This is a genomic window from [Pantoea] beijingensis, from assembly GCF_022647505.1.
GTDB lineage: Bacteria > Pseudomonadota > Gammaproteobacteria > Enterobacterales > Enterobacteriaceae > Erwinia > Erwinia beijingensis.
Genome location: NZ_CP071409.1, coordinates 3,853,424 through 3,876,971, shown reverse-complemented (window position 1 = coordinate 3,876,971; position 23,548 = coordinate 3,853,424). Strand labels below are relative to the sequence as shown.

The 23,548-nt window shown below is 50.2% G+C and carries 22 protein-coding genes; 14 read left to right on the top strand and 8 right to left on the bottom strand.

Annotated features, from left to right (window positions below; translation table 11 throughout):
- From hemX to hemC, 3 genes are read right to left on the bottom strand one after another with little or no spacing between them, the layout of a single operon-like run.
- Nucleotides 1-1,125, bottom strand: coding sequence for a uroporphyrinogen-III C-methyltransferase (gene hemX, locus J1C60_RS17525; RefSeq protein ID WP_128176336.1), 1,125 nt, complete (start codon nucleotides 1,123-1,125; stop codon nucleotides 1-3).
- A gap of 23 nt (nucleotides 1,126-1,148) precedes the next feature.
- Entirely contained in the window at nucleotides 1,149-1,895 is a 747-nt protein-coding gene (gene hemD, locus J1C60_RS17520) for a uroporphyrinogen-III synthase (protein WP_128176334.1), read from the bottom strand.
- Nucleotides 1,892-2,833 carry a hydroxymethylbilane synthase gene (gene hemC, locus J1C60_RS17515; protein WP_128176332.1) on the bottom strand — a complete coding sequence of 314 codons (942 nt, stop codon included), beginning with the start codon at nucleotides 2,831-2,833 and terminating at the stop codon, nucleotides 1,892-1,894. The genes hemD and hemC overlap by 4 nt, the downstream gene beginning before the upstream one ends.
- 288 nt (nucleotides 2,834-3,121) lie before the next feature.
- On the opposite strand from hemC, the gene J1C60_RS17510 reads away from it, so the two are divergent.
- Complete coding sequence (locus J1C60_RS17510; protein WP_128176330.1) at nucleotides 3,122-5,680, top strand: class I adenylate cyclase; 2,559 nt, start codon at nucleotides 3,122-3,124, stop codon at nucleotides 5,678-5,680.
- A 45-nt stretch (nucleotides 5,681-5,725) separates the two neighbouring features.
- Here the strand turns inward: J1C60_RS17510 and cyaY are convergent, their stop codons facing one another.
- Nucleotides 5,726-6,052: an iron donor protein CyaY gene (gene cyaY, locus J1C60_RS17505; RefSeq protein ID WP_128176328.1), complete on the bottom strand. Its 327-nt coding sequence runs from the start codon at nucleotides 6,050-6,052 to the stop codon at nucleotides 5,726-5,728.
- 167 nt (nucleotides 6,053-6,219) lie between these two features.
- Here cyaY and lptM point away from each other — a divergent pair, with 167 nt between their 5' ends.
- The 8 genes from lptM (at nucleotide 6,220) to J1C60_RS17465 (ending at nucleotide 14,380) form a co-directional block, all read left to right on the top strand.
- A complete protein-coding gene (gene lptM, locus J1C60_RS17500; protein WP_128176326.1) occupies nucleotides 6,220-6,423 on the top strand; it encodes an LPS translocon maturation chaperone LptM in 204 nt (67 codons plus the stop codon).
- A 39-nt stretch (nucleotides 6,424-6,462) separates the two neighbouring features.
- Nucleotides 6,463-7,287, top strand: coding sequence for a diaminopimelate epimerase (gene dapF, locus J1C60_RS17495; RefSeq protein WP_128176324.1), 825 nt, complete (start codon nucleotides 6,463-6,465; stop codon nucleotides 7,285-7,287).
- Nucleotides 7,284-7,988 (top strand): DUF484 domain-containing protein, encoded by a 705-nt coding sequence (locus tag J1C60_RS17490; protein ID WP_128176323.1) that lies wholly within the window; start codon nucleotides 7,284-7,286, stop codon nucleotides 7,986-7,988. The genes dapF and J1C60_RS17490 overlap by 4 nt, the downstream gene beginning before the upstream one ends.
- Complete coding sequence (xerC, locus tag J1C60_RS17485; protein ID WP_128176321.1) at nucleotides 7,985-8,893, top strand: tyrosine recombinase XerC; 909 nt, start codon at nucleotides 7,985-7,987, stop codon at nucleotides 8,891-8,893. The genes J1C60_RS17490 and xerC overlap by 4 nt, the downstream gene beginning before the upstream one ends.
- Nucleotides 8,893-9,609 (top strand): 5-amino-6-(5-phospho-D-ribitylamino)uracil phosphatase YigB, encoded by a 717-nt coding sequence (yigB, locus tag J1C60_RS17480; RefSeq protein ID WP_128176319.1) that lies wholly within the window; start codon nucleotides 8,893-8,895, stop codon nucleotides 9,607-9,609. Before xerC ends, yigB begins: the two co-directional genes overlap by 1 nt.
- Nucleotides 9,610-9,666: 57 nt before the next feature.
- A complete protein-coding gene (uvrD, locus tag J1C60_RS17475) occupies nucleotides 9,667-11,829 on the top strand; it encodes a DNA helicase II (RefSeq protein WP_128176316.1) in 2,163 nt (720 codons plus the stop codon).
- A 295-nt stretch (nucleotides 11,830-12,124) separates the two neighbouring features.
- The gene (gene corA, locus J1C60_RS17470; protein ID WP_128176314.1) at nucleotides 12,125-13,078 is read left to right on the top strand and encodes a magnesium/cobalt transporter CorA; all 954 of its coding nucleotides are present in this window, start codon (nucleotides 12,125-12,127) and stop codon (nucleotides 13,076-13,078) included.
- Between the two features lie 255 nt (nucleotides 13,079-13,333).
- Nucleotides 13,334-14,380, top strand: a complete 1,047-nt coding sequence (locus tag J1C60_RS17465; protein ID WP_128176312.1) for an AbrB family transcriptional regulator — start codon at nucleotides 13,334-13,336, stop codon at nucleotides 14,378-14,380.
- Here the strand turns inward: J1C60_RS17465 and rarD are convergent.
- Both rarD and J1C60_RS17455 read right to left on the bottom strand, forming a co-directional pair.
- Nucleotides 14,360-15,259, bottom strand: coding sequence for an EamA family transporter RarD (rarD, locus tag J1C60_RS17460; RefSeq protein WP_128176310.1), 900 nt, complete (start codon nucleotides 15,257-15,259; stop codon nucleotides 14,360-14,362). The genes J1C60_RS17465 and rarD overlap by 21 nt on opposite strands.
- A 129-nt stretch (nucleotides 15,260-15,388) precedes the next feature.
- The gene (locus J1C60_RS17455) at nucleotides 15,389-15,859 is read right to left on the bottom strand and encodes a thioesterase family protein (protein ID WP_128176308.1); all 471 of its coding nucleotides are present in this window, start codon (nucleotides 15,857-15,859) and stop codon (nucleotides 15,389-15,391) included.
- Between the two features lie 176 nt (nucleotides 15,860-16,035).
- Between J1C60_RS17455 and pldA the strand changes: the two genes are divergently transcribed.
- The 3 genes from pldA (at nucleotide 16,036) to rhtC (ending at nucleotide 19,624) form a co-directional block, all read left to right on the top strand.
- Nucleotides 16,036-16,914 carry a phospholipase A gene (pldA, locus tag J1C60_RS17450; protein ID WP_128176306.1) on the top strand — a complete coding sequence of 293 codons (879 nt, stop codon included), beginning with the start codon at nucleotides 16,036-16,038 and terminating at the stop codon, nucleotides 16,912-16,914.
- Nucleotides 16,915-17,025: 111 nt separating this feature from the next.
- Nucleotides 17,026-18,855 (top strand): ATP-dependent DNA helicase RecQ, encoded by a 1,830-nt coding sequence (gene recQ, locus J1C60_RS17445; RefSeq protein WP_128176304.1) that lies wholly within the window; start codon nucleotides 17,026-17,028, stop codon nucleotides 18,853-18,855.
- Nucleotides 18,856-19,000: 145 nt separating this feature from the next.
- Entirely contained in the window at nucleotides 19,001-19,624 is a 624-nt protein-coding gene (gene rhtC, locus J1C60_RS17440; RefSeq protein WP_128176302.1) for a threonine export protein RhtC, read from the top strand.
- 73 nt (nucleotides 19,625-19,697) lie between these two features.
- Here rhtC and rhtB read toward each other — a convergent pair whose 3' ends face one another.
- Nucleotides 19,698-20,321 (bottom strand): homoserine/homoserine lactone efflux protein, encoded by a 624-nt coding sequence (gene rhtB, locus J1C60_RS17435; protein ID WP_128176300.1) that lies wholly within the window; start codon nucleotides 20,319-20,321, stop codon nucleotides 19,698-19,700.
- Between the two features lie 101 nt (nucleotides 20,322-20,422).
- Here rhtB and pldB point away from each other — a divergent pair, with 101 nt between their 5' ends.
- Together pldB and yigL are read left to right on the top strand one after the other, a co-directional pair.
- Nucleotides 20,423-21,415, top strand: a complete 993-nt coding sequence (gene pldB, locus J1C60_RS17430) for a lysophospholipase L2 (protein ID WP_128176299.1) — start codon at nucleotides 20,423-20,425, stop codon at nucleotides 21,413-21,415.
- Nucleotides 21,416-21,519: 104 nt separating this feature from the next.
- Nucleotides 21,520-22,320, top strand: a complete 801-nt coding sequence (gene yigL / locus J1C60_RS17425; RefSeq protein ID WP_128176297.1) for a sugar/pyridoxal phosphate phosphatase YigL — start codon at nucleotides 21,520-21,522, stop codon at nucleotides 22,318-22,320.
- Nucleotides 22,321-22,490: 170 nt separating this feature from the next.
- On the opposite strand, the gene glpQ is transcribed toward yigL, so the two are convergent.
- Nucleotides 22,491-23,546 carry a glycerophosphodiester phosphodiesterase gene (gene glpQ / locus J1C60_RS17420; RefSeq protein ID WP_128176296.1) on the bottom strand — a complete coding sequence of 352 codons (1,056 nt, stop codon included), beginning with the start codon at nucleotides 23,544-23,546 and terminating at the stop codon, nucleotides 22,491-22,493.
- Nucleotides 23,547-23,548: the final 2 nt, after the last annotated feature.

The following is a 23,548-nucleotide window of genomic DNA, read 5'->3' as shown; positions in this document are numbered from 1 at the left end:
TTATTCTCCCTGTGGTTGCGATGATGCTGACGGCTGAGCCAGCAGATTACGCACGCGTGTTTGCATCAGTTTATTGAGCATTGGCTGGCTTTCCAGCGCATCCGGTACGTCCATTGACACGTTTTGCTGGCTTAAATCATCAAGCTGGGCCAAAAAAGATTTTGTCGCGGGATCGTTAGTATCGAACCAGGCTCGTACCCAAGTGGAAACGGTATCAATCGATTGACGATAGATCTCGTCCTGATGACGTGGTACGGCTTGTGCGGCAATTAGCAGACGTGAGCGGATGTTTTCACGGAGATAGACATCCTGATTGGGGGCTAAAAGCGGTTCGGCAGTATTATCACGGCGCCGGATAGTAATGAAATCATCCATAAAAGTGTGCCAGCTTTTTACCAGATTTTGACGCCACTCATTCAGAGATGAGGTAAGTTCATTACTGTCAGCATCCATCGGCGTATCATCATTATCGTTGTCAGCAAGGCGGAGGTTGTCCACGCCATTAGCCAATTGATTCAACTTCAGAATAATACCGTCGTAATCAACCTGACTTACTGCCGAAAGTTCGCTGATATCGTGAGTTAATGCACGACGCACATCGATGAGGCTGGGATCGTTCATGTCAGCCAGGCTGGCATCTGCGCTTTTGAGCAGGGCTGCGGCAGTGGTGACATCCTGGTCGCTCCATAATTTACGACCCGCGAGTTTCACCAGATAATCAGCCTGCGCCAGCAGCCAGGTATGGGCATCATTACCAGAAATGGTGGTCACTTTTTCTTTTAGCTCATCCAGTTGTTGGCTGGTGGCACTGAGGCGATCGCGTTCGGTCTGCAATGCGCTATCACGTGTCGCGAGCTGCTGCGTCAGTTGCTGTTTGTCACTGGTGGATTGCCGCTGCAATTCCTCAAGCTTTGTTGTCAGCGCCTGATTTGCCTCTGTTTGCAGCTGTTCCTGATATTTACCATTAATATAAAGTCCAACCCCCATTGCCAGGGCAATTACAATCGCAATTGCGCCCAGGGCCGTTCCGGCATTTTTTGCCTTTTGCGGCTGTTCAGGCGTCGCTGCTTCAACCGTTGTTGCGGCATCATCAACTATGGCGGAGGAATCTTTTTGTTCCGTCATTATGGCACTTCCCATCTATAAGTTTATTGTAACGCGCGCAGGAGCGCGTCGTTATCAGCCCCATCAGCTACCGTAATCGCTTGCCAGCCCAATTCCCTGGCCAGGGTAGCCAAACGTTCACTGACGACAAGTAGCCGACAGTGTAATAACCATTCCCTGCGATCTCTCTCGGGGAACAGTGAATAAAGCTGTTGTAGCATTTCTCCGCTGGTTACGACCAGCGTATTAATGTTGCGTTCACGCCAGCGTCGGGCTTCACTGAAGCCATCATAAATTTTTGCACAACGCTGATAGCATTCGCAGAATGTTACTTCAGCACCACGTTCGCTTAGTGTTTCTGCTAATAGCTCGCGCCCGCCGTTACCTCGCAGAATTAATGCGCGCTTGCCTGCAACCCGCAATAAGGCGGGCAACTGGACTAAGATATCACTGGTTTCACGCTCATGCGGGTATTCCACCTGCATACCACTTGCGGTATGCAATGCCAGCGCACTGCTGCGCCCTATTGCATAGTAGTTCAGGTTAACCGGCCATGTTAATTCGGTTCTGGCCTGATTAATAACAGATTGTGCGTAATGAATAGCATGTTGTGACAGAACAAACACCATATCACCAGCCTGTAACGTTGCCAGCAGCTGTGGCAAATGGTCAAGGTCGCGGCCGGGTGTAAACTCAATTAGCGGTAAGCTCCAGGCAACCTTTCCCAGGGCGCGCAGCCGGCTGACCAGTTCTTCGGCTGCGGGAGAGGGGCGGGTTACCAGAATAGTCATACGGGCGGATTTCCCTGATAAATGTCGCTGAGGATTGCGCGTGCACCGTTATCAAGTAGTTCTTCAGCTAGCGAGATACCCATTTTTTCTGCATCTTCTCGAGGGCCACGGCGCTCACCGCGTATCATTTTCTTACCGTCAGGCGAACCAACCAATCCGCGCAGCCAGAGGTTATCGCCTTCCAGCACCGCATAGCTACCAATTGGTACCTGGCACCCGCCTTCAAGGTGAGTGTTCATTGCACGTTCGGCCTTTACGCGTACTGAAGTATCATCATCGTTTAAGGCGGCCAGCAGCTCAATCGTTTCACTATCGCCAAGGCGACATTCAACGCCCACGGCACCTTGGCCGACTGCAGGCAGAGACTCCTCTGCGGGCATGGTATGGCGAATGCGATCCTGTAACTGAAGGCGTTTCAAACCAGCAGCAGCCAGGATGATGGCATCATACTCTCCGGCATCGAGTTTCGATAAACGCGTGCCAACGTTACCTCGCAGTGTACGAATCACTAAATCAGGGCGACGTTCGCTCAGTTGACACTGGCGGCGCAGGCTTGATGTGCCCACAATTGCGCCCAACGGTAACATATCAACACGCTCATACAGATTGGAAACAAAGGCATCCAGAGGGTCTTCCCGCTCACAGATAGTGACCAGCCCAAGCCCCTCAGGAAAGGCGACAGGCACATCTTTCATTGAATGCACGGCGATATCCGCACGGCCCTCCAACAGCGCCAGTTCCAGTTCTTTCACAAACAAGCCTTTACCACCGACTTTGGCTAGCGGTGTGTCCAGTAGCACATCGCCACGAGTAACCATCGGGACTAATTCAACGCTAAGCTGGGGATGACAAGCCATCAAACGTTGTTGAACATACTGTGCTTGCCACAAAGCGAGCGGGCTTTGCCTGGTGGCAATTCTTAAAATTTTGTCTAACATGCTCTTTACCGTTTTGATCGTTCATTGATTATCCTATCATTGATAAGTCAAAACTGTCAGTTGCAACGTTTTTTAAGCGACGGGAAAAGTACGCATAAAGGATTGAGCGGGATGGGTGGCCGTAAACGTGCTAAAATGTTGTGTAGCGCAACTTTCTTTACGGTCAATCTGTCAGGTGTTAGATTGATCACGTTTCCAGCAATAATTCGCACGACTATTTTTAAAGCAAGCGGCGGATTTTGGGAACAGGGTTTTTTTGTAAGCACTGGGATAATCAGGCGAGACGTCTTGTACCTCTACATTGAGACATTGAAACAGAGACTGGATGCCATCAACCAGCTGCGCGTCGATCGTGCACTGGCTGCCATGGGACCTGCTTTCCAGCAGGTGTACAGTCTGCTGCCGACCTTATTACATTATCATCATCCGCTGATGCCGGGTTACCTTGAAGGTAACGTTCCACATGGTATCAGCTTTTTCACGCCTGATGAAAATCAAATTAGTTATCTGAATGATATCGAAGGAAAATCAGGGGCGAATGCTGCTGTGCCGCCGAAGGGAGAAATGCCGATTACCGGGGTTTACTCCATGGGCAGTACTTCATCGGTCGGTCAGAATATTACCTCCGATCTTGATATCTGGGTCTGCCATCAATCCTGGTTGGATAACGAAGAGCGCTTGCGCCTGCAAAAAAAATGCACGCTGCTGCAGAAATGGTGCGCGGCGATGGGCTTTGAGGTGAGCTTTTTCCTGATTGATGAAAATCGTTTTCGTCATAACGAAAGCGGAAATTTGGGTGGTGAAGACTGCGGCTCAACGCAACATATCCTGCTGCTTGATGAGTTTTACCGTACCGCTGTACGGATGGCAGGCAAACGTATTCTGTGGAATATGGTGCCTGGCGAAGAAGAAGAACATTATGACGATTACGTCATGTCGCTGTACGCGCAGGGCGTATTGACGCCAAACGAATGGCTGGATCTTGGCGGCCTCGGCACGCTTTCAGCGGAAGAGTATTTTGGGGCCAGCTTATGGCAACTGTATAAAAGTATCGATTCTCCTTATAAGGCCGTATTAAAAACGTTGTTGCTGGAAGCCTATTCCTGGGAATATCCGGACACCAAGTTGTTAGCAATGGATATTAAGCAGCGTTTGCATGATGGTGAGATCGTCTCTTTTGGTCTTGATTCGTACTGTATGATGCTGGAGCGCGTCACGCATTATCTGACCAGCATTGATGATCATGCACGTCTCGATCTGGTTCGCCGCTGTTTCTACCTGAAGGTGTGTGAAAAACTGTCGGTTGACGTTGAGTCGGGTAAATCAGGCTGGCGTCGTGAGATCCTGAACCAACTGGTCAAAGAGTGGGGCTGGGATAACGCACGCGTTGTAATGTTGGACAGCCGCGCAGACTGGAAAATTGAGCGTGTCCGCGAAGCGCACAATGAATTGCTGGATGCCATGATGCAGAGTTATCGTAATTTGATCCGCTTTGCTCGTCGGAACAACTTAAGCGTTAGCGCCAGTCCGCAGGATATTGGGGTGCTAACGCGTAAGCTGTATGCGGCCTTTGAGGCGTTGCCCGGTAAAGTCACGCTGGTTAACCCGCAAATATCACCGGATCTCTCAGAGCCGCACCTGACATTTATTCACGTACCGACGGGGCGTGCTAATCGTGCCGGCTGGTACCTCTATAATCAGTCGCCCGATATGAGTTCGATCATTAGCCACCAGCCACTGGAATATAACCGCTATCTGAATAAGTTAGTGGCCTGGGCATGGTTTAATGGTTTGCTGACGGCGAAAACGCGACTGCATATTAAGGGCAATGATATTTGCGATTTGCCGCGTTTGCAGGAGTTGGTGGCGGATGTGTCGCACCACTTCCCTTTGCGGTTGCCTGCGCCGACGCCGAAAGCGCTTTATAGCCCTTGTGAAATTCGTCATCTGGCGATCATCGTAAATCTGGAGCATGATCCGACATCGGCGTTCCGTAATCAGGTCGTGCATTTCGATTTCCGTAAGCTGGACGTTTTCAGTTTTGGTCAGCAGCAGCAGTGTTTAGTGGGCAGCATAGATCTGCTTTATCGTAACTCGTGGAATGAAGTCCGTACGCTGCACTTTAATGGTGAACAGGCGATGACCGAAGCGCTGAAAACGATTCTGGGGAAAATGCACCAGGATGCTGCACCGCCTGATGCCGTTGAGGTATTTTGTTACAGCCAGCATTTGCGCGGTCTTATTCGTACGCGTGTACAGCAGTTGGTTTCCGAATGTATTGAGCTGCGCCTCTCCAGCACGCGTCAGGAACCCGGCCGGTTTAAAGCGGTGCGCGTCGCAGGCCAAACGTGGGGACTGTTCTTCGAACGCCTGAGCGTGTCAGTGCAGAAGCTGGAAAATGCGGTAGAATTCTATGGTGCTATCTCCCACAACAAGTTGCACGGGTTGTCGATCAAGGTTGAGACCGAGCAAACACGCTTACCGAATGTGGTAAACGGTTACGCCAGTGAGGGGATCATCCAATTCTTTTTTGAAGATACCAGTGACGATCACGGCTTTAACATTTATATCCTGGATGAAACAAACCGTGTGGAGATCTATCATCATTGCGAAGGCAGCAAAGAAGAGCTGGTACGTGACGTCAGCCGTTTTTACTCGTCATCACACGATCGCTTTACCTATGGTTCGAGTTTTATCAATTTTAATTTGCCGCAGTTCTATCAAATCGTGAAGGCAGATGGGAACTTTCAGGTTATTCCCTTCCGCAGTCAGACGCTGACGCAAATCTGTGCCAGCCTGCCGGATAATGATAACAACGACTACATTCAGCGTTATCAGATACATTAAATGCATGTGGCGCTGGAGCAGGATAGCTGCCCCAGCGGATCGCATTTATTTAAATGGAATCTTTTCGCCAGACTGAGCGGCACACGCCTCTTCCAGTAATTGCCAGAATTCAAAACCACTGCGATTGCAAATCCAGTGCTCATTCTTCAGCTCAAAATGATAGCCACCTGCTTTTGTCGCCAGCCAGATCTGATGGAGAGGTTCCTGGCGGTTGATGACAATTTTGCTGCCGTTTTCAAAACTGAGCGTTAAAGTACCGCCATTATTCTCATAATCAATGTCTGCATCGCCGTGATCGTTATTCTCGTCGAGGCGTTCTTCAATGGTAAGCATCAGGCTGTCTGCAAGACGGTGAAATTCGCTGTCGTTCATTATGATTTCCTTTGTCGTTTGGCTGAGTATAACGTGATGGCCCCGGAGGGAAAATAATGAAATTGCGACAGGCCCCACCACAGTGAATCGCCAATTCCTATTGCTTTTCAGCGTTCACCTGCGAAGATAAGCAATTGAGCTAAGCATCAATCACGAGCAGAATGATAATGAATAAAACAATTTGCCAGTTAGCGATGGCGCTGGCGCTGGCGAGCCTGGTCGGTTGTGGTTTAAAAGGGCCGCTTTATTTTCCGCCGAAGGATAAGTCGGATCGGCAGCAGGTGCAGCCTCAGCCAACGTCTCAGGACCCAAGAATGACCCAACCGGATGGTGCCGAAGAAAACCCGACAACCATCAATACGAGTATGTAATCGACTTAATAACCTATGGCGCACTCGGCGGAGCAGAAGATGCAGTTCTCCAAAATGCACGGCCTGGGCAATGACTTTATGGTCGTTGATGCCGTCACGCAAAATGTCTATTTCTCTCCGGAGTTGATCCGCCGTCTTGCGGATCGTCATCTGGGGATCGGGTTTGATCAGTTGCTGATCGTCGAACCGCCTTACGATCCCGATCTGGATTTTCATTACCGTATTTTTAATGCTGACGGTAGTGAAGTTGCCCAATGTGGCAATGGTGCTCGCTGTTTTGCACGCTTTGTCCGCCTGAAAGGGTTGACGAATAAAAGTGAAATTCATGTTAGTACGCAAACAGGGCGTATGGTCCTAAGCGTGACCGATGACGATCGGGTGCGGGTGAACATGGGGGAGCCTAATTTTGAACCGCAACAGGTTCCTTTCCGAGCCAATAAAGCAGAAAGCCTCTACCTAATGCGCGCTGCAGAGCAAACGGTTATGTGTGGCGTGGTCTCGATGGGCAACCCTCACTGCGTAATCCAGGTCGACAGCGTTAAAACAGCTGCGGTTGAAACATTGGGACCGGTGCTGGAAAGCCATGAGCGTTTCCCGGAACGGGTAAACGTGGGTTTTATGGAAGTGGTAAGTAGCGAGCACATTCGCCTGCGTGTTTACGAGCGCGGTGCTGGCGAAACGCAGGCTTGTGGTAGTGGGGCCTGTGCGGCAGTGGCCGTTGGGATTCAGCAGACGACGCTGGCAGAAAAAGTTCGTGTCGATTTGCCGGGTGGCACACTGCATATCGCCTGGAAAGGGCCGGGCCATCCCCTGTTTATGACAGGACCGGCGACACACGTATACGACGGGTTTATCCATCTATGAAAAATGTCGAGGAACAGACATCCAGCGAGGTCATGCTGGACGATCGAATAGTGGGTGATTATCTACTGCAAAATCCAGATTTCTTTATTCGTAATGCGCGTCAGGTTGAGCAGATGGTTGTGCCTCATCCTGTACGCGGCACAGTGTCGCTGGTGGAGTGGCATCTGGCACGGCAGCGTAACCATATTGCGCAACTGGAAGAAGAAATCACCTTGTTGATGGAACAGGCGACTGCCAACCATCAACTGTTTGATCGGCTGTTAGCGCTACAGAGCCACCTGGCGGCGGCCCCCAGTCTGCATGACATGCTCAATCGCCTGCATCGCTGGGCCAGAGAGCTGGGGCTTGCCGGAGCGAATGTACGTCTGTTCCATGACAAGTGGCGCATTGGTGCCCCCTCTGGTTTCACCCAACTGGCCCTCTCTCGGCAATCTTTTGAACCGGTTCGCATTCAACGTTTGGGCAAACAGCACCACTATTTGGGGCATCTCAACGGGCCGGAACTGCTGCTGCTGCTTCCTCAGGCTAAAGCCATAGGCTCGGTAGCCATGTCGCTGATGGGTGAAGGGGGCGATCTCGGCGTTCTGATATTCAGCAGCCGTGATACGCAACACTATCAATCCGGTATGGGCACCGTGTTGTTACAACACCTGGCTATGATGATGCCGGAGCTCCTCTCCCGCTGGGTTGAGCCAGCATGACCCCGGTTTCTCCTCTACAGTCCGCCGTAGAGGGCTTTCTGCGTTATCTGAAGGTCGAGAGGCAACTGAGCCCGCTAACGCAGAAAAGTTATGCTCATCAGTTGGAGGTACTGGTTGCCCTGGCTGATGAACTGAAAGTGGCAGACTGGACAGCGCTGGATGCTGCTCACGTGCGCTCTCTGGCCGCCCGCAGCCGCCGGGCTGGCTTAGAACCTGCCAGCCTGGCATTACGTCTCTCCGCGCTACGCAGTTTCCTGGATTGGCTGGTAAGTCAGGGGAAGTTAAAAGCCAATCCGGCAAAAGGGATTGCTACACCGCGTGCGCCGCGTCATTTGCCTAAAAATATTGACGTGGATGAAATTAACCAACTGCTGGAGATCGATCTTAACGATCCGCTGGCGGTGCGCGATCGTGCGATGCTTGAAATTATGTATGGTGCGGGACTGCGTCTTTCCGAATTGGTTGGAATTGACTGCGGTCATCTCGATCTTGATTCCGGTGAAGTTTGGGTGATGGGTAAAGGCAGTAAAGAGCGCCGTTTACCGATAGGTCGTACCGCAGTGAGCTGGCTGGAACAATGGATGGCGCTGCGCTTTCTGTTTGCTCCGGAGGATGAGGCCGTGTTTTTGTCTAAGCAGGGTAGACGTATATCAGCGCGTAACGTGCAGAAACGCTTTGCTGAATGGGGAGTGAAACAGGGTGTTGCCAGCCATGTTCATCCACATAAACTGCGGCACTCTTTTGCTACCCATCTACTGGAATCGAGCGGCGATCTGCGCGCGGTACAGGAACTACTTGGCCATGCTAACTTATCGACGACGCAAATCTATACCCATCTCGACTTTCAACACCTTGCATCCGTTTACGATGCTGCACACCCCCGTGCGAAACGAGGAAAATCGTAATGCATTTTTACCGTCCGCTTCGCCCGGTCAAAGCGATGACGTTTGACCTGGACGATACCTTGTATGATAACTCTGAGGTTATTCGCCGTACCCAGCAGGAATCTCATGCTTTTCTGCAGGCCTACCATCCAGGGTTAAAGGATTTCAGCGTAGAGGCTTATCAGCAACTGCGAGAAGAACTGTGCGCTGAAGAGCCGGATATTTATCACGACGTGAGCGAGTGGCGACGCCGTGCCGTTGAGTTGGCAATGCGTAATGTTGGTCTAACGCCCGATGAGGCAGATCATGGCTCACGAAAAGTGATGGAAAACTTTGATTACTGGCGTAGCCAGATAACCATCACCGAAGAGACTCACTCGGCGTTGGCGGCACTCAGTGAACGTTTTCCGTTAGTGGCCATCACCAATGGCAATGCGCAGCCGCATCTGTTTGGTATCGATAAATACTTTCAGTTTATCCTGCGTGCGGGGCCAGATGGCCGCGCGAAGCCCTGGCAGGATATGTATCATCTGGCGTCAGAAAAACTTGGCATTCCCTTAGAAAATATCCTGCACGTCGGCGACGATCTCACCACCGATGTTGCTGGTTCACTACGCAGCGGTATGCAGGCATGCTGGATTAATTTGCAGGGCGGTAGCCTGATGGAGATTAATGACGGTCGTTTGCTGCCTCATCTTGAAATTTCGCAGTTGGCATCGCTGACGGCGCTGATATAATAAGCTGGATAAATATCCAGTGAGGCGCAGCCTGCGTTTCCTGCTTGAATGGTGCTTATGGACGTTTCTGATCTGCTCAACAGTTTGAATGACAAACAACGCGAAGCCGTTGCGGCGCCACGCAGCAATTTGTTGGTGCTGGCGGGCGCGGGGAGCGGAAAAACACGCGTTCTGGTACATCGTATTGCCTGGTTACTGACGGTAGAGAACTGCTCGCCTTACTCCATCATGGCCGTCACCTTTACTAACAAAGCAGCGGCTGAGATGCGCCACCGCATTGAGCAGTTAATTGGTACCAGTCAGGGCGGCATGTGGATTGGTACCTTTCATGGTTTAGCGCACCGTTTGCTGCGTGCTCATCACTTGGATGCCAACTTGCCTCAGGACTTCCAGATCCTTGATAGCGAAGATCAACTGCGCCTGCTTAAGCGTCTGATTAAAGCCATGAATCTGGATGAGAAGCAGTGGCCAGCGCGCCAGGCAATGTGGTACATCAACGGCAAAAAAGACGAAGGGCTGCGGCCAAAGCATATTGAAAGCTACGGCAATCCGATTGAGCAAACCTGGTTACGAATTTATCAGGCTTACCAGGAAGCCTGCGATCGTGCCGGGCTGGTGGATTTCGCAGAGCTGTTACTGCGGGCGCATGAGCTGTGGCTGAATAAACCGCATATTCTTAATCATTACCGTGAGCGCTTCAGTAATATTTTAGTGGATGAGTTTCAGGATACTAACAATATTCAGTATGCCTGGATCCGTCTGCTGGCCGGCGATAGTGGCCGAGTCATTATTGTCGGTGATGACGATCAGTCCATTTATGGCTGGCGTGGTGCGCAGGTTGAGAATATTCAGCGGTTCCTGAGTGATTTTTCCGGTGCTGAAACTATCCGCCTTGAGCAAAATTACCGTTCTACCAATAATATACTGAAAGCGGCTAATGCCCTTATCGCTAACAATAGCGGTCGTTTGGGTAAGGAATTGTGGACTGACGGTAGCGATGGCGAACCGATTTCGCTTTATTGTGCGTTCAATGAACTGGACGAAGCGCGCTTTGTTGTTAATCGTATCAAAGTCTGGCAAGAAAACGGTGGTGCATTGAACGATTGTGCCATTCTTTACCGTAGTAACGCCCAGTCGCGTGTGCTGGAAGAGGCACTATTACAAACCAGTATGCCGTATCGCATTTATGGCGGCATGCGCTTCTTTGAGCGGCAGGAAATTAAAGATGCGCTTGCTTATTTACGCCTGATTGCCAACCGTAACGACGATGCAGCCTTTGAACGTGTCGTCAATACGCCAACGCGCGGCATCGGTGACCGCACGCTGGATGTGGTACGTCAGACTTCACGCGAGCGCCAACTGACGCTGTGGCAGGCGACACGTATATTACTGCAGGAAAAAGCACTGGCAGGCCGTGCGGCTTCGGCGTTGCAGCGATTTACCGAACTGGTAGATTCACTGGCGCAGGAAACAGCCGAACTACCGCTGCATGTGCAAACGGATCGTGTGGTAAAAGACTCGGGCCTGTGGCTGATGTATGAGCAGGAAAAAGGCGAAAAAGGTCAGGCACGCATCGAGAACTTAGAAGAACTGGTGAATGCCACGCGGCAGTACAGTTACCAGGATGAAGATGAGGATCTGATGCCACTGCAGGCGTTTCTTTCTCACGCGGCGCTTGAGGCAGGTGAAGGGCAGGCCGATAAATGGCAGGATGCGGTACAACTAATGACCATGCATGCGGCAAAAGGTCTGGAGTTTAGCCAGGTTTTTATTGTTGGGATGGAAGAAGGCATGTTCCCGAGTCAGATGTCGTTGGATGAGGGGGGACGGTTGGAAGAGGAACGCCGGCTTGCTTATGTTGGCGTCACTCGTGCGATGCAAAAACTGACGCTGACGTATGCCGAAACGCGGCGGCTTTATGGTAAGGAAGTGTATCATCGCCCTTCACGCTTCATTGGTGAATTGCCCGAAGAATGTGTGGATGAAGTGCGTTTACGTGCCAGCGTTAGCCGACCAGTAAGCCATCAGCGCCTGGGAACACCCATGACGCAAAATGACAGTGGCTTTGCGCTGGGGCAGCGTGTCCGGCATGCGAAATTTGGTGAGGGAACCATTATTAATCTGGAGGGGAGCGGCGAACATAGTCGATTGCAGGTCGCCTTTCAGGGACAGGGTATCAAATGGCTGGTTGCAGCCTACGCGCGGCTGGAGACGGTTTGAGTGTGTTCAGGCGCAGTGGTGCGCTTGACGGCTTTTTCGTCTCAGCGTAACATGCGCGCACGATCACCCTAAGAGGACATTCGCCTTGGACACACCCAGTCGATACTGGCTCGTTAACCTGTTACGCAGGTACAACGCCTAAGGCTATCCTCTTTTTGCCTGATAGCCTTCGTGGTTGTCAGCGACCGCTTATTTCCCCCGTCGCACGAGTCAGCGTTGATCACTGAATGAAGCCTTGGTGTTTCTGGTGTTCTGGCGCGATGTCCCATTTGTTACAGCAATTGGGAGTACTGTTATGCTGAGCGCATTTAAACTGAATCATGGTCGCTTAACGCGTCTTGAGCTGGACGAAACGTCTGACGAACTTATCTCTTCCGTTTGGGTCGATTTGATCGAACCCGAAGAGAATGAGCGCGAGCGGGTCCAGGCTGAGTTAGGGCAGAGTCTGGCCACTCGTCCGGAACTGGAGGATATCGAAGCCTCCGCGCGTTTTTTTGAAGATGAAGATGGCTTGCATATTCACTCCTTCTTTTTTTATGAAGATGCTGAAGATCATGCGGGTAACGCGACGGTAGCTTTTACCATTCGTGAAGGACGTCTCTATACTCTACGTGAGCGTGAGCTACCGGCATTCCGCCTCTACCGTATGCGCGCGCGTAATCAGACCCTAATAGATGGTAATGCGTTCGAACTGTTGTTGGATCTGTTTGAAACCAAAATTGAGCAGTTGGCTGATGAGATCGAAAATATTTATAGCGATCTGGAAAAGCTGAGCCGTGTGATTATGGAAGGGCATCAGGGAGATGAATTTGACGGTGCGCTATCGACGCTGGCCGAACTTGAAGATATCGGTTGGAAAGTGCGTTTGTGTTTGATGGATACCCAGCGAGCACTTAACTTTCTGGTACGCAAAGCCCGCCTGCCGGGTAACCAGCTAGAGCAGGCGCGTGAAATCCTGCGCGATATCGAGTCGCTGTTGCCGCATAATGAATCGTTATTTCAAAAAGTGAACTTCCTGATGCAGGCGGCAATGGGGTTTATCAATATCGAGCAGAACCGGATTATCAAAATCTTCTCTGTGGTTTCCGTTGTATTCCTGCCACCTACGCTGGTGGCCTCAAGCTACGGTATGAACTTCGAATTTATGCCAGAGTTAAAATGGAGCTTTGGCTATCCGGGGGCGATTACCCTGATGATTTTGGCAGGTCTGGCACCTTATGCCTACTTTAAGCGTAAGAACTGGTTGTAATCCTTATCATACTGCACACTGGCTACAAACTTAGTCACCCCGGGTTCTTACCTGTGTAAGCTCCCGGGGGCACCTGGATTGGATATTGCCCCATTGGGCGGCTAAACTCGCGTTCAAATCTTTTCCCTGGCAGGTTTGCCACCCCGGTCACATATCTATGTAAGTGACCCAGAATGCTCGATCTTTCCACTGCGCCCTGCAACTTAAATCATTTAGGGTATATATTCTTATTTTTCTGAGCAAAGTTGTCATCATATGGAACGACTGTCTCTAAGACTGCAAGGATTTATCTTGCTGAGTGCTTCACTGCTACTGGGTTTTGCACTGCAATACTTTCACGTTCCAGCCGCTTTGCTGCTTGGGCCGATGATTGTTGGTGTTGTTATGGGGCTCTTGGGTGCATCGGTACGTATTGATAAGCGTCTGTTTATTTTCTCCCAGGCGATTCTCGGATGCATGATTGCACAAAGCCTGTCCCCCTCAATCCTGACTCCGCTCATCGCTAACTGGCCAGTCGTACTCAGCGTCTTACTAATGACGCTGGCTGCCAGCGGGCTATCGGGTTTTCTACTGGTGCGTTTTAGCGATCTTCCCGGGCCTACAGGAGCGTGGGGTTCGTCACCTGGAGGAGCATCAGCGATGGTCGCCATGGCTGGCGATTTTGGCGCTGACGTCCGTTTGGTCGCTTTTATGCAATATTTGCGCGTCTTATTCGTGGCGACGGCTGCGGCTATGGTCACGCGTATCGGTATGGGGAATGATGTACACAGTGCAGGGGCTCTTGTCTGGTTCCCATCCCTGGGACTGGGTTTTGTTGGGATGCTGGTCGTCGCGTTGGGCGGTGCCTGGCTGGGTCAGTGTTTTCGCATTCCCTCCGGCGCGTTACTGTTACCGGCGCTGATCGGTGCAACGCTGCACTCGACGGATACCCTGGTATTACAGGTTCCTGAATGGTTATTGGCGCTGGCTTATGCATTTATTGGCTGGAGCGTAGGATTACGTTTCACTAAATCTATTTTCCTTCTGGCGTTACGTACCTTGCCGCAAATGATCGGGTCAATTGTTGGATTAATGGTGCTATGTGGTGCGATGGCATGGATGTTAACACGGTTGTTGCATGTGGATTTAATGACAGCTTATCTGGCAACCAGCCCGGGTGGGCTGGATACCGTGGCAATCATCGCCGCCGGGAGCCGGGTCGATATCGCATTTGTAATGGCGATGCAGACGCTACGCTTATTTACTATCTTGCTCACCGGCCCGGCGGTGGCGCGTTTTATCTCACGCTATGCGCGTACGTGAGTGTCGCAGCGTGTACAACGCATCCAGTATGAATAATGCCAGTGCGAGCCATATAAAGCTGAAGGTCACCATTTTATCATCGGTCATTTTCTCACCGTAAAAGATCACGGCGAGCAGAAACATGAGTGTGGGGCCGAGATACTGGAAAAAACCGACCGTTGATAGCCTTAAACGCGTGCAGGCCGCCGTAAACAACATCAGCGGAATAGTGGTGATAATGCCAGCCGCAATCAGCAATAAATTCAGCGTGGAGGCGTTGTTGTTCATATTGCTGGTACTACTTTCGGCAATACCAAAAAGATAAATTGCCGCGAGTGGAAATAACCACATAGTTTCAATCAGCATGCCGGTTTGTGCATCGACCGCCACTTTTTTGCGGATCAGGCCATAGCATGAAAAACTTAATGCCAAACCCAGAGCAATGATCGGCAAGGAACCGAATTTCCATAACTGAATCAGCACGCCACAGGCAGCTAGCGCTACTGCCAGCCACTGCATGCGGCGAAAACGTTCACCGAGAAATAGCATTCCTACAAGCACATTTAGCAGCGGGTTGATGAAGTAGCCAAGGCTCGCTTCCAGCATATGGTTATTATTGACCGCCCAGATGAACAGAAGCCAGTTCCCACCAATAGCCAACGCGGAAAGCGCGAGTAAAAAGACTTTTTTGCGCTGATGGACGGTCTTGCGCACTGCTGCCCAGTTACGGCCAAGGCTAATCAAGATGATCATAAACAGCGCTGACCAGATAACGCGGTGCGTCATGATTTCACCGGGAGCAACCTGCTTGATATACTTAAAATAAGCGGGGGCAATGCCCCAGATGAAATAAGCACCGAGGGCATAAAGAATGCCCTGGCGTGTTTGTTGTGCATCCATGAAAACCACGCTTAGTAGACAATATCCAATATTATTCACTCGCTTTATACTGGATGGAACAGCGGTTAGCGATATCTGTCTGTGCTGTATGTCATCAGCTTAAGAAAAGTGAATCGTAGTTTGACGTTACTAGCCAATAAGGTAAGTTGCCGTCGCGCTGGCAATATACACGCCAGCATCGTTATGTAGTTCGACACGGGCTACCGCGACCTTATTACCGCCACGTAACAGGCTGCTGCTGGCAATAAAGCGTTCGCCGCGCCCAGGGCGCAGATAATCAACGCGCAGGTCGATGGTCCCCATCCGTGACAGGCGCTGGCGCAATTCTTCTTCGGTTATACATTCCTGCCTCGTCAGTGTGCTATTCACGCAAACCAGCCCGGCGGCAACGTCCAGTACTGAAGCGATAACACCACCATGCAGAATTTTTTGCGCGGAATTACCTACCAGCATCTCCTGATTGGTAAAGCTTAACTCAGCGTAATCGGGTTCCAGACGTTCCAGTTTCAGTCCCAACGCCTGATTAAATGGCATGTGGTAGACGAAAATTTCACCAATCAGGCGCCGTGCAGCATCCTGAGTTAAAGGGATAGTCGACATGAACAGAGATTCCTGAAGGCCAAATTAACGACCAAAGATGTTAAACAAATAATTATTTTCTGTATCAGAGGATGTACTTTTCACATTCAGAAATCAACGCTGATATCGGGGGGCATTTCTGTGTAGAATGGCCTGCTTTTTACACATCATAACGCACCTCTTATCTGGAGATGATTATGCGTATGCTACGAGGAATACTGGCGGCATTGATGTTACTCCCTGTAATAGCGCAGGCGCAGGAAGCAACCGTCAACGAGGTTCATGATGCGCCAGCGGTACGTGGGAGCATCATTGCTAACCTGCTGGAAAAGCATGATAATCCTTTTTTACTTTATCCCTACGAAAACAATTACTTACTCTACACGTATACCAACTCGATCAATAAAGATGCTATCGAATCGTATGACTGGGCCAATAACGCAAAAAAAGACGAAGTAAAATTCCAGCTTAGCCTGGCTTTTCCATTATGGCGCGGTGTGCTCGGTGATAACTCTATTCTGGCCGCATCTTATACACAGCGCTCGTGGTGGCAGCTTTCCAACCGTTCGGCTTCTTCACCGTTTCGTGAAACGAATTATGAACCCCAAATTTTCCTGGGCTGGGCCACGGATTATCGCTTTGCTGGCTGGACGCTTCGGGATATTGAAGTTGGCTTGAACCATCAATCTAATGGTCGCTCCGATCCAACATCGCGCAGCTGGAACCGCGTTTATGCGCGTTTGATGGCTGAGAACGGTAATTTCCTGGCGGAAATTAAGCCATGGTATCGTATTCCCGACAGTGCCAATAATGATGATAACCCGGATATCACCAAATACATGGGTTACTATCGGCTGAAGCTTGGCTATGCGTTAGGTGACAGCATTTTTAGCGTCCAGGGTAATTACAACTGGAACAGTGGTTTTGGTGGTGCTGAACTTGGATGGAGCTATCCGATCAGCGAGCACGTACGTTTCTACACGCAACTTTTCAGCGGTTACGGTGAATCCTTAATTGACTACGATCATCGGCAGACGCGTCTTGGCGTCGGAATAACCTTGAACGATCTGTTTTAATCTGCGAAGGTCCCGGAAAAATACGTTATCCGGTTCAGTAATTGATTCATAAGTACGAGTCTTTTATCCGCTCCTGTTGAAAAGTATGCACAAATGATTTTTGGGGAAGATGTGTCTGAGGCTGCTGTAATTAACCATGAGACGTTGGCGGAGCAGGTATTACAAGATACCTTTGGCTACCAACAGTTTCGTCCCGGCCAGCAAACCATCATACAGGCGTCGTTAAACGGGCGTGACTGTCTGGTGGTTATGCCAACCGGTGGCGGTAAATCCCTCTGCTATCAGGTGCCTGCACTGGTGCGCGAGGGACTGACGCTGGTGGTGTCGCCCTTGATCTCGCTAATGAAAGATCAGGTTGATCAACTGTTGGCTAACGGTGTGGCGGCAGCTTGCCTCAACTCAACTCAAAATCGTGAAGAGCAGCTTGACGTTATCACCGGTTGCCGCTCGGGGCGTATCCGTTTGCTGTATATCGCGCCGGAACGCCTGATGATGGATAATTTCCTCGATAATCTTGCGCATTGGAACCCGGCGATGCTGGCGGTTGATGAGGCGCACTGTATCTCCCAGTGGGGACATGACTTCCGACCAGAATACGGGGCGCTAGGTCAGCTACGCCAGCGTTTCCCGGCGCTACCGGTTATGGCATTGACCGCGACGGCAGATGAAACGACGCGCAATGATATTGCACGGTTATTACAACTTAACGACCCGCTAATCCAAATTAGCAGTTTCGATCGTCCAAATATTCGCTATACGCTAGTGGAGAAATTTAAGCCTACCGAGCAGTTACTTCGCTATGTACAGGATCAACGTGGCAAGTGCGGTATCATTTACTGCAACAGCCGGGCAAAAGTGGAAGATACAGCTGCACGCTTGCAGAGCCGTGGTCTGAGCGTTGGGGCTTATCATGCCGGGATGGACAATGTGCATCGTGCCCAGGTTCAGGAAGCTTTTCAAAGGGATGATTTACAAATTGTGGTCGCCACCGTGGCATTTGGTATGGGAATTAATAAGCCTAATGTGCGTTTTGTGGTGCACTTCGATATCCCGCGCAATATTGAGTCCTACTATCAGGAAACTGGCCGTGCCGGGAGAGATGGCTTGCCTGCTGAAGCGGTACTCCTCTATGACCCTGCAGATATGGCTTGGCTGCGCCGCTGTCTGGAAGAGAAGGCACCGGGTCAACTGCAGGATATTGAGCGACATAAACTGAATGCGATGGGCGCGTTTGCTGAAGCGCAAACCTGCCGCCGTTTAGTGCTGCTGAACTACTTTGGCGAGGGGCGTCAGCAGCCTTGTGGCAACTGTGATATCTGTCTTGATCCTCCCCGCCGCTATGATGGATTAGTGGAAGCACAAAAGGCGCTTTCAAGCATCTATCGTGTTGGGCAGCGTTTTGGCATGGGCTATATTGTGGAAGTGATGCGCGGGGCCAATAATCAGCGCATACGCGATATGCAACATGACAAGTTGCCGGTTTATGGTATTGGCCGCGAGCAGAGTACGGAACACTGGACCAGTGTATTACGTCAACTGATCCACCTTGGCTTAGTGACGCAAAATATCGCGATGCATTCCGCATTACAACTCACTGAAGCTGCCCGCCCGATTTTGCGTGGCGAAATGCCCCTGATGTTGGCTGTCCCGCGTATGGTCAGCATTAAAACAAAAAGCTATAACCAGAAATCCTACGGCGGTAATTACGATCGTAAGTTGTTTGCTAAATTACGCAAGCTGCGCAAAGCCATTGCCGATGAAGAAAATATCCCACCTTATGTTGTGTTCAACGATGCGACGTTGATTGAAATGTCAGAACAGATGCCGATTACTGCGTCTGAAATGTTGAGTATCAATGGCGTGGGACAGCGTAAGCTGGAGCGGTTTGGTAAGCCATTTATGATGATGATCAGAGAGCACGTCGACGGCGGTGACCAATAAATTTCATATACGATTACGATGAGTGGCTTTGTTTACGTATGTGTCTTATTCAGGGTTGTCTGCCCCTCATTTCAAGACTGGCAGTAGCAACATTACATATGACGAACTTCACCCCAGAAAATCAGAAGATAACAGGTAAAAGACAATGCTTATGCTATTCCTGACTGTGGCAATGGTGCATTTAATCGCGCTGATGAGTCCTGGCCCGGACTTTTTCTTTGTCTCACAGACGGCAGCCAGCCGATCGCGAAAGGAAGCTATGATGGGCGTGCTGGGTATTTCATTAGGGATTATTATTTGGGCTGGCGTGGCACTCATGGGGCTGCATCTGCTACTGCAGAAGATGGCCTGGCTGCATGAAATTATTATGATCGGCGGGGGCTTGTATCTTCTGTGGATGGGTTGGCAGTTGCTGCGTTCGGCGTGTCAGCAGCATAGGCGTCCAGTGTCACCAGAGGCGGATGTTATCCTTCCCAAAAAGGGTCGCAGTTTTTTAAAAGGCTTTCTGACTAATCTCTCTAATCCGAAAGCGGTGATCTATTTTGGCAGCGTTTTTTCCCTGTTTGTTGGCGATGATGTTGGTGCTGGCGAACGCTGGGGGCTCTTTTTATTGATTGTTACAGAGACGTTCCTTTGGTTCAGCATGGTTGCCACTATTTTTGCTTTGCCGACGATTCGCCGCGGCTACCAACATTTAGCAAAATGGATTGATGGCATGGCTGGTGTGCTATTCGCTGGCTTTGGCATCCATCTTATTCTCTCCCGCTAATTCGCATCGTGTGACGCGCTCATTTACGTTGGCTCAAAAAGTTGAGCCAACGTTGGTGCGGGAAAAAGAGGAGCTACGCCATTCTTCGTGCGGATGCCAGCAAAATACCCACCGCCATAAAAAGTCCGCCAAAGATGCGATTGAGTAATTTCATCCGCTGCGGCCCTTTAATCCAGTTGGCAATGCGTGTGGCTAACGTGGCATAGCCAATCATTACAATGATATCGACAATCACTGTTGTCACGCCCAACACCAGATACTGCATCGTCTGCGGCTGATGGGGAATAATAAACTGAGGAAACAGCGCTGCCAGGAAAACGATGCTTTTCGGATTGGTTAGATTAACCAATATCGCGCGCTTAAACAGGCGACGCCGTGGTGTGACTTTTGCCACCGCATTTAAATCAATGGCACCCGCGGAACGCCATTGTTGGATCCCCAACCAGACCAGATAAGCCGCACCAGCCCATTTCAGTATTTCGAACGCTATCAGCGATTGCGAAAAAAGCGCCCCCAGACCGACGCCAACCAGAATAATATGCAGTGCAAGACCAACTTGTAATCCTGCAATCGATGCGGCAGCACCCCGATAGCCGTGGCTGATACCGGTACTCATGGTGTTTATTGCCCCCGATCCCGGAGAGAGGCTGAGAATACTGGTCGTCAAAAGGTAAGTCAGCCACCATTCGATGGTCATGGGTAAAACTCCCTGTGTACCTGGAATTGTGACACAATACGCCATTGTTTATTGTTCTGCTATGGCGGTAGTCAGGCGATGTTTGTGCGGAAAATTACAGGATGACAAAGCACCAAAAGGGCTGGTTAACACGTGAAAATGCCTTTGCCGCTTTTGCCACCGGTCCGTTGCTGGATTTTTGGCGCCGCCGTGAAGAGCGTGAATTTATCGGCGTTGCGAATGTACCCATTCGTTATGTCCGATTCTCCTCGGCAAGACATGACAAGGCCATCTTGTTGGTTCCGGGACGCATTGAAAGCTATGTCAAATATCCTGAGTTGGCCTATGACCTGTTTCATTGCGGTTATGATGTGATCATTATCGATCATCGTGGTCAGGGGCGTTCGGGACGTTTATTACAGGACTCGCACCGGGGGCACGTGGTAAATTTTTCAGACTATGTCGATGATTTGGAAGCGCTCTATCTGACGGAGATTGCCGCAGGTCACTATCGCCACCGCTATGCGTTAGGGCACTCCATGGGGGGCGCTGTTCTCGCGCTGATGTTGGCTCGCCAGCCGCAGGCATTTGACGCGGCGGTGCTGGCATCCCCGATGTTTGGTATCACTCTACCGATGCCCAACTGGCTGGCAAAACGAATCCTCGACTGGGCAGAACGTCGGCCTGTGATCCGTGATAGCTATGCGTTAGGTACCGGCAAATGGCGCGTGCGCTCTTTTAGCGTAAATGAATTGACGCATAGTGATGAACGCTATCGCCGTAATTTGCGCTTTTATGCTGACGACCCAGGCATTCGTGTTGGCGGCCCCACTTATCATTGGGTGCGGGAAGGCGTGATGGCCGGGCAGCGTATAGTCAATCAGGCGGCAGAGATCGTCACGCCGCTCTTACTGCTCCAGGCGGGTGAAGATAACGTAGTGGATAACCGCGCCCAGGATCTGTTTTGCACCAAAATGGTGGAAGCGGGCCATCCTTGTGATGGAGGAAAACCGCGGGTTATCGCAGGTGCGCGTCATGAGATCTTATTTGAAAAAGACAATATGCGTACCGAAGCACTAGATGCCATCGTTGATTTTTATGCGCGGCATCGTTAGCAACTTACTCAGAACGTTTTTATCGTGGGCTAAATCGCTGTGGCTACGCAGGCCCAGCTCTTTGCTGATATCGATACAAAATTAACCAGAGGTTTGAAAGAATTATGTACCATATAGTTGCATCCGATCTTGATGGCACACTGCTATCACCTGACCATCATCTGACGCCCTATACCAAAGAAACGCTGAAACTACTGACGAAGAAAGGGATCCACTTTATCTTTGCAACCGGTCGCCATCATATTGACGTTTCACAGATGCGCGATAGCCTGGAAATTGAATCCTTTATGATCACCTCAAACGGGGCCCGCGTGCATAACACTGCAGGTGAGTTGATCTTCAGCCATAACCTCGATCGTGATATAGCGGCGGAGCTGTTCGCTACTAAATATGACGATCCCGATATTCTGACCAACGTGTATCGCGATGATGAGTGGTATCTCAATCGACGTCATCCGGATGAAGAGAAATACTTCCAGGAATCCATTTTCACCTGTCGTTTATTTGAACCCGGTATGTTGGATGCCGGAGGCGTTAGTAAAGTCTTCTTCACCTGCGATGACGCCGACAAACTGTTACCGCTGGAGCAAGCCATTCAAGCTCGCTGGGGCGATCGTGTCAATGTTAGTTTTTCATTTCCAACCTGTCTGGAAGTTATGGCGGGCGGCGTGTCCAAAGGCCACGCGTTAGAGGCCGTTTCTAAAATGTTGGGTTATTCATTAAATGAGTGTATTTCGTTCGGTGATGGACTTAATGATAAAGAAATGCTGCTAATGGCAGGTAAAGGATGCATCATGGGTAATGCGCATCAAAGACTCAAAGATCTGTTACCAGAACTGGAAGTCATTGGCAGTAATGCGGATGAAGCTGTCCCTCATTATTTGCGTAAGCTGTTCTTAAACTAATCTACCTGTCATTCTTCAAGCCAGCCCATTGTCGGCTGTGCCACCTCGCCCTGTCGCATCGTTCTCTGTGCGACAGGGCGAGGTGGCTTGCTGCTGTGATGCAACTCTTTTGCCGTCAGACTGGTCATTTACCTGAGTAAGCTCTCAGGAAGCCAGTGGTTTAAAGCATATTATTCCTGCTGTAAAAATTGTACGGCCTTATCCGGGAAGTCAGTGAACAATCCTTCTACACCGGCTTTATTATAAAGCGCGTCATACACCTGGTTTACATTGGTAGCAAAATCCGGTAATTGGTCGGCGCGTACCGTATACGGGTGAACCTGCAATTTATTCTGATGCGCTTCCTGTGCCATAGTGGTCAATTTGATATGGTCTGGTGTTGATCCGGGTGCGATCAACATATGGTAATCCGGTCCAATACCATCCACATACTGCGACAACGTTTTCATTGCACCTGGTTTAAACATCCAGTCGTAATTGTAATTAATCCATTTACCGTTCTGTTTTTCCTGTGTTTCATCCCAGTCGGTTTCGGCGACTAACTGCACCAGCTTAAGGTCCATACCCATTTTTGGTTCCAGCTCGGTTTTAATACGTTTTAGTTCATTAAAATCGAAACACTGCAGATAGATATTGTCGCTTTTACCGCTATAACCATATTTTTTCAGTACCTTGAGCACCTCAAGCGCAATATCCTTACCTTCCTGGTGGTGGAACCAGGGCGCTTTAATTTCGGGATAGATGCCGATGTTTTTACCGGTTGAATGATTCATACCCTGAACAAATTCGATCTCTTCCTCAAAGGTATGTATGTGGAAATCGGACGTATTGATCGGGAACCGTCCCGGGAACGTCTGTATCTGCTTGCCGTTCTTAATATCGAAGCCTTCGGTAAATTTCAGTCCTTTGATTTCAGCCAGGGTGAAATCTATAGCGTAGTAGCGTCCGTCTTTGCGGGCTCTGTTGGGATAACGGTTGGCAACGTCGGTCACGCGATCGAGATAGTGATCGTGCAGAACAACCAGTCGGTTATCCTTCGTCATCACCAGATCCTGTTCAAGAAAGTCTGCACCTTGCGCATAGGCCATCGCTTTTGCCGGTAGCGTATGCTCCGGCAAATAACCACTGGCACCGCGATGCGCGATAACAATTTTTCCATTCGTTTCAGCAAGTGCTGAACATGCGCTAATCAAGAGCATCCCAGCCAGCATAGGTTTTAATTTCATCG

Excerpts from the sequence above, each read along its gene's own strand:
- hemX (WP_128176336.1), bottom strand. The coding sequence starts at position 1,125 with ATGACGGAACAAAAAGATTCCTCCGCCATAGTTGATGATGCCGCAACA.
- hemD (WP_128176334.1), bottom strand. The coding sequence starts at position 1,895 with ATGACTATTCTGGTAACCCGCCCCTCTCCCGCAGCCGAAGAACTGGTC.
- hemC (WP_128176332.1), bottom strand. The coding sequence starts at position 2,833 with ATGTTAGACAAAATTTTAAGAATTGCCACCAGGCAAAGCCCGCTCGCT.
- cyaY (WP_128176328.1), bottom strand. The coding sequence starts at position 6,052 with ATGAACGACAGCGAATTTCACCGTCTTGCAGACAGCCTGATGCTTACC.
- lptM (WP_128176326.1), top strand. The coding sequence starts at position 6,220 with ATGAATAAAACAATTTGCCAGTTAGCGATGGCGCTGGCGCTGGCGAGC.
- dapF (WP_128176324.1), top strand. The coding sequence starts at position 6,463 with ATGCAGTTCTCCAAAATGCACGGCCTGGGCAATGACTTTATGGTCGTT.
- J1C60_RS17490 (WP_128176323.1), top strand. The coding sequence starts at position 7,284 with ATGAAAAATGTCGAGGAACAGACATCCAGCGAGGTCATGCTGGACGAT.
- xerC (WP_128176321.1), top strand. The coding sequence starts at position 7,985 with ATGACCCCGGTTTCTCCTCTACAGTCCGCCGTAGAGGGCTTTCTGCGT.
- yigB (WP_128176319.1), top strand. The coding sequence starts at position 8,893 with ATGCATTTTTACCGTCCGCTTCGCCCGGTCAAAGCGATGACGTTTGAC.
- uvrD (WP_128176316.1), top strand. The coding sequence starts at position 9,667 with ATGGACGTTTCTGATCTGCTCAACAGTTTGAATGACAAACAACGCGAA.
- corA (WP_128176314.1), top strand. The coding sequence starts at position 12,125 with ATGCTGAGCGCATTTAAACTGAATCATGGTCGCTTAACGCGTCTTGAG.
- J1C60_RS17465 (WP_128176312.1), top strand. The coding sequence starts at position 13,334 with ATGGAACGACTGTCTCTAAGACTGCAAGGATTTATCTTGCTGAGTGCT.
- rarD (WP_128176310.1), bottom strand. The coding sequence starts at position 15,259 with ATGGATGCACAACAAACACGCCAGGGCATTCTTTATGCCCTCGGTGCT.
- J1C60_RS17455 (WP_128176308.1), bottom strand. The coding sequence starts at position 15,859 with ATGTCGACTATCCCTTTAACTCAGGATGCTGCACGGCGCCTGATTGGT.
- pldA (WP_128176306.1), top strand. The coding sequence starts at position 16,036 with ATGCGTATGCTACGAGGAATACTGGCGGCATTGATGTTACTCCCTGTA.
- rhtC (WP_128176302.1), top strand. The coding sequence starts at position 19,001 with ATGCTTATGCTATTCCTGACTGTGGCAATGGTGCATTTAATCGCGCTG.
- rhtB (WP_128176300.1), bottom strand. The coding sequence starts at position 20,321 with ATGACCATCGAATGGTGGCTGACTTACCTTTTGACGACCAGTATTCTC.
- pldB (WP_128176299.1), top strand. The coding sequence starts at position 20,423 with ATGACAAAGCACCAAAAGGGCTGGTTAACACGTGAAAATGCCTTTGCC.
- yigL (WP_128176297.1), top strand. The coding sequence starts at position 21,520 with ATGTACCATATAGTTGCATCCGATCTTGATGGCACACTGCTATCACCT.
- glpQ (WP_128176296.1), bottom strand. The coding sequence starts at position 23,546 with ATGAAATTAAAACCTATGCTGGCTGGGATGCTCTTGATTAGCGCATGT.